This is a genomic window from Candidatus Omnitrophota bacterium, from assembly GCA_013791745.1.
GTDB lineage: Bacteria > CG03 > CG03 > CG03 > CG03 > CG03.
Genome location: VMTH01000100.1, coordinates 1 through 4587, shown reverse-complemented (window position 1 = coordinate 4587; position 4587 = coordinate 1). Strand labels below are relative to the sequence as shown.

At 50.3% G+C, this 4587-nt stretch carries 5 protein-coding genes and 1 tRNA gene; 1 reads left to right on the top strand and 5 read right to left on the bottom strand.

Features of this window, described 5'->3' with window-relative positions; translation table 11 throughout:
- The 5 genes from FP827_04590 to FP827_04570 form a co-directional block, all read right to left on the bottom strand.
- A partial coding sequence (locus tag FP827_04590; GenBank protein MBA3052351.1) for a hypothetical protein occupies window positions 1-469 on the bottom strand: 469 nt, incomplete at its 3' end.
- Window positions 415-615 (bottom strand): hypothetical protein, encoded by a 201-nt coding sequence (locus FP827_04585; protein ID MBA3052350.1) that lies wholly within the window; start codon window positions 613-615, stop codon window positions 415-417. The genes FP827_04585 and FP827_04590, both read right to left, overlap by 55 nt.
- Window positions 616-646: 31 nt before the next feature.
- Entirely contained in the window at window positions 647-2023 is a 1377-nt protein-coding gene (gene argH, locus FP827_04580; protein MBA3052349.1) for an argininosuccinate lyase, read from the bottom strand.
- 7 nt (window positions 2024-2030) lie between these two features.
- Window positions 2031-3221, bottom strand: a complete 1191-nt coding sequence (locus FP827_04575; protein ID MBA3052348.1) for an argininosuccinate synthase — start codon at window positions 3219-3221, stop codon at window positions 2031-2033.
- A gap of 150 nt (window positions 3222-3371) precedes the next feature.
- Window positions 3372-4106, bottom strand: coding sequence for a DUF3108 domain-containing protein (locus FP827_04570; protein MBA3052347.1), 735 nt, complete (start codon window positions 4104-4106; stop codon window positions 3372-3374).
- 81 nt (window positions 4107-4187) lie between these two features.
- Here FP827_04570 and FP827_04565 point away from each other — a divergent pair.
- Window positions 4188-4264 (top strand) — tRNA-Asp (locus FP827_04565).
- Window positions 4265-4587: the final 323 nt, after the last annotated feature.

Here is a 4587-nt window from a genome sequence, read left to right as displayed (position 1 = left end):
TCCTTCGGTTTTTCTCCGCGGCAAGCATATTGCCGGAGTCCAGAAGTTTCTGCGACGCCTGTTTTTCCAGAGTTGAAACAGCCCCGCCGGTATAAAGCGGCTGGGTCAGCGTCACTCTTGTTCCATAGAGATTATCCGACGCCTCCTGCAGATTAAACGCCCCGAGGGACGACGAAAAAACCGAAGGATAATCCAGGCTGTAATAATCATAATAAGCTCCCAGCGAGAGCTTGGGCCTGAACATCGAACCGACCTGCTCGAGTTTTAATTTTGATATTTTTATGTCTTCCGCGGCCAGAAGAAGCCCGTGATTATTCAGCACCGCTGTTTTAAGGCAGAAATCCAGGTCGGCGGCGGCCAGGCCCGCTCTGACACAGAAAATCAGTATAAGAGCATCGCGCAAGAAACTTATCTTCACTCTTTTTCCGCCCCGTCTTCCCACAATATCCCCGCAAGGATCACGGCCCATGAAAAAATAAAAACAAAAGGCGACGCATGGGCGGCAAAATTATTTCCGGCGGGATTTGCCGATCGCAGGAGAAAAAAAGCTCCGATGAGAACAACCAGTCCCGCCGCCAGTATCCGCGCGTTTCCGACACTCTTCTGATCGCCCAAGCGGCCTTTCTCCTGAGTCCGGTGTGCGCTTTTATTCTTCGACCGCTTCATAAGCCAGCCTCAACTGCTGTTCAAACATCATAGGCGACGGCGAAGATGAGGTCGCCAGCTGTTTCAAGGCTCCCGACGGTTCCAAGAGCGGAATAACCTCAGCGGAAAAAAACTCGGAATACACTTTCAGGTCCACGATCTTTATATCGCTCATCTTCCTGTACAGAAGCTCGTTGTCCGACACTATTTTTCCTATTATCTCGTGCGCTTGTCTGAAAGGCACGCCCTTCATCACCAGGAATTCGGCGAGAGCCTGCGCGCAGATAGAGCCCCTCTCCACTGATTTCAGCATGGCGTCGGTGTTAAATTCAAGAGCGGAAAAAACCGAGGGAAACAGCCTGAGTATTCCCTCTATCTCATCCACCGTGTCAAAAAGAGATATCTTGTCTTCCTGAAGATCCCTGTTATAGCCCGACGGCAGGCCCTTCAGCAGATTGATGAGCGCGGCGAGATTGCCCGAAACGCGGCCCGTTTTGCCCCTGACAAGTTCAAAGAAATCCGGATTCTTTTTCTGCGGCATCAGAGACGACCCCGTGGAATATTCGTCCGGCAGTGTGAGATATGAAAAATATTCCGATGAAAAAAGTATCATATCCTCGCAGATGCCGGAAAAATGGAGCTGCATGTTGCAGGCGGCCTCCAGAAAAAGAAGGATGAAGTCCCTGTTGGAAGTGCCGTCTATGGAATTCTCAAAAATCCTTGAAAAGCCCAGCTCCGCCATCAGAAAATCCGTATCAACGGCAATGGTGCTGCCTCCCGCGGCCCCGCCGCCCAGAGGCATGACATTAGTCTCTTCAAGAGCGTATCTGAAAAATTTTTTATCCCGGTTTAATTTCCAGAAATATGACAGGATGAGATGGCCCAGCGTCACGGGCACGGCCTTCTGCATGTGCGTAAAGGCGGGCATAACCGCCCCCGAATAACGGGTGGCTGCCTCGAGCAGGCTCCTCTGAAAACCTTTGATCTGGCCGAGAATGTATTCTATGTGCTCTCTCATATAAAGCCGCATATCGGCCGAGACCAGTTCATTGCGGGAACGGCCCGCCGGAAGTTTTTTGGCCACGGATCCCGCATAGGTGAAGAGCCTGTCTTCAATCAGGCTGTGTATGTCCTCGTGGAGAGCCTCGTCGGCTTTAAGGCGGCCCTTTTCAAGATCTTTCTGAGTGTCGTCGAGAGCCGCGAGTATTTTATTTAATTCGTTTCCCGTGAGGATCTCTATCTTCTCGAGCATTTTAGCCCAGGCCCTGTTCACCTCGAGATCGCAAGCGGCTAATCTGAAATCAAAGGCTATGGAACTCTCAAAAGCGAGAAAATCTTTAGGCTGTTCACGCTTGAAACGCCCGCCCCAGAGTTTCATGGATTCATCAGCTCCGACGGGTAATATCCATACAGGAAAGTTTGATAAAACCCTCCGCCAGGCTCCTGTCAAACTTATCGCCCTTGGCGTAAGTGGCTAAAGATTTGCTGTAAATAGAATTCGGAGAAGTCCGGGAAACGATCTCAAAGGCCCAGGGCCGCAGTATCATGCTGACCGAACCCGTCACGTTTTTCTGCGTCATATCGACAAAAGCGCTCAAGGCCTCCCTGAGCGGCGAAAACCACCTGCCGTTGTAAACGAGCAGCGAGAAATCCTTCGCGAGCTTTTCTTTATAGTGCAGCGTTTCCCTGTCCAGCACCATGCGTTCAAGGTCAAAATGCGCGGCGCTTATGATCTTGGCCGCGGGGGACTCGTATATCTCGCGGGATTTAATACCCACTATCCTGCTCTCTATAAGATCCGCCCGGCCTATCTTATAAGCGGCTCCGATGGCGTTGAGTTTCTCCACTAAGGCCACGGGCTTCATCGCGCGTCCGTTGAGCGCGACGGGCTCGCCCTTCCGGAAGGACAGCGTTATTTTTGTCTCTTGCTTTCTCAGCTTTCCGCCGGTCCACTGCCATGCGTCCGCAGGCGGCGGCTGAGAGGGATCCTCAAGACGGCCGCACTCTATCGCCACGCCCCAGATATTCTCATCCAGAGAATACTTTTTGCTTCCCGCCGAAACCGGTATTTTATTTTTCTTCGCGTAAGCGACTTCCTCTTCCCGCGTCCTGAATTCCCAGAAACGCAGAGGCGCCAGAAGCTCGACATCTTTCACCAGCGAATATAAGCCCGTTTCAAAACGCACCTGGTCGTTGCCCTTGCCCGTGCAGCCGTGCGCCACGGTTTTGATCCCGTATTTTACGGCGATGTCGGCAAGGCGTTTGGCTATGAGCGGCCGGCCTATGGCCGTGGCCATGAAATATTCGCCGTCGTAAACGGCATCCGCTTTGAGCGCGGGAAAAACATAATTTTTCATGAATTCTTCACGCATGTCTTCAACAATGACTTTTTTCGCCCCTGTGGCGATTCCCTTGCGTATGATTTTACTTTTTTCTGCGGCGGTCATCCCCGAAAGGTCCGCGCAGTAAGCGTAAAGCTCGGCGTTATACTTTTTCTTCAGCCAGTGCAGCATGCAGGAGGTATCCAGCCCTCCCGAATAAGCGATCAAGATCTTTTTCACATCATCCTCCAGAATCAAACAATTGCGCTAAAATCAGCGTCTTGATTATAGCTCATTTTCGGAAAAAAGAATAGCAAATAGGTGACAGGGGGTGATTTTCAATACTTATTTCCGGACAAAATACGGGACGCCGCGGTGTGCCCATTGTTCTTAAATCCTTTTTCGTTACCTGCGTATCTCTATCAGATCGACGCTGACTGAGCCGATGAGCACCTTTGAATTCATGCGCACGGGAACACGGTTTTCATCGTCTGTAAGCCACACCCATATGCGTCCCTTCGCGTTGAAGATCCCTTCCTCGCGCATTTTGGGCTCAACCAGAATAGTGCTGTATTTTTTATCACCGACTTTTATTCTCTCTTTTTTGATAACCGCCACTTCCAGCGGCCAGAGTTTATTCTTTGTGTAAACATCCATCACGATATTTTTACCGACACTGAGCGGCTGCATCCTTATGAAATGTAGGGCGCTGAGCACATCCAGCGCACGGGGAGACACTTTCCATTTCCGGCCGTCCTTGACTGCCGTATTGGTAGCCGCGGATATAACTATAAGCTCGTCCTTCTCTTTTCCACCTTCCCTTGTACGCTTCTCAAAACGCAGAGAGCGACCCAGGCCGATATCCCACAGGGATTCAATACTGTCCCGCACTTTGTAAAAACTGTCAAAAAAGGAATACGATTTAGCCGTGGAATACACCCGCCACACGGAACCGGAGATCCGGTTCAATCCCAACACGGCCTCACCCACATTAATGAAAGACCAGCGGACATTGTAAACCAGTTCTTCTTTTTCGCCGAACGGCAGCGCCGAAAGATCGACGCCGAGCGGGATCGTTTCTCCCATCCGCGGCGACACGAAAAGAAGAAACAGAATAAACAGCCATCTCAAATGTTTCATTTTTCATTATAGCAAAAAATACCCCCTCCTTGCAGCAATCTTGCCAAACCAGGAGAAATAATCTACTATTGCTCAATCGCGGGGGCGGTAGCTCAGTTGGTTAGAGCGCTGGCCTGTCAAGCCAGAGGTCGAGGGTTCGAGCCCCTTTCGCCCCGCCATTACTTTTACTTTGAACTCCACTAATCAATGTTTGTTCTGTTATTGCTCCTCTATCGCCGACCACCAAATCAATTTTTTGCCGGGGTTTCTGCTTTGCTTCAATTTCCGAATCTGTTCGCCCGCTTGTCACAAAATTTTCGGCAAAACCGCCTGTTTTGGAGCCGGGCAAAACAGGTGGTTTTGCTTGTTCATCGTCTGAAAACGCCCTTTTTCTCCCAAAAAATAACAGGTCTTTAAGATTATTTTGTTCTTCGGCGGGAAAATAGTTGATGATGACTTCTACCTCAGAGGGGGAATAGAATATTCCCCCGAAAAATTTCTT